The 226-nt window shown below is 38.5% G+C and carries 1 protein-coding gene; it reads left to right on the top strand.

Annotated features, from left to right (window positions below; genetic code table 11):
* Positions 1 to 77: 77 nt before the first annotated feature.
* Positions 78 to 226 (top strand): helix-turn-helix domain-containing protein (locus tag Q3W56_RS20925; protein ID WP_368045788.1); only part of this gene is annotated, 149 nt, incomplete at its 3' end.

Here is a 226-nt window from a genome sequence, read left to right on the forward strand (position 1 = left end):
TGAGACAAATAAAAAACACCTTCAAGTTTGAAAACGGATGATTGTTATCCGAAATTAGACTTGGAGGTGTTTTTTCTATGGGGACAAGAGTGAGTTATCCGGTTGAAGTGAAACAGAAGGCTGTAGACATGAGATTGGCAGGCGTGCCTATGAAAGAGATCATGCAGAAATTGAATATTAATAATAAGACACAATTTCAGACATGGGTTAGATGGCATAAGGCTGG

Source organism: Bacillus sp. C28GYM-DRY-1, assembly GCF_030519405.1.
Classification (GTDB): domain Bacteria; phylum Bacillota; class Bacilli; order Bacillales; family Bacillaceae; genus Bacillus; species Bacillus spizizenii_A.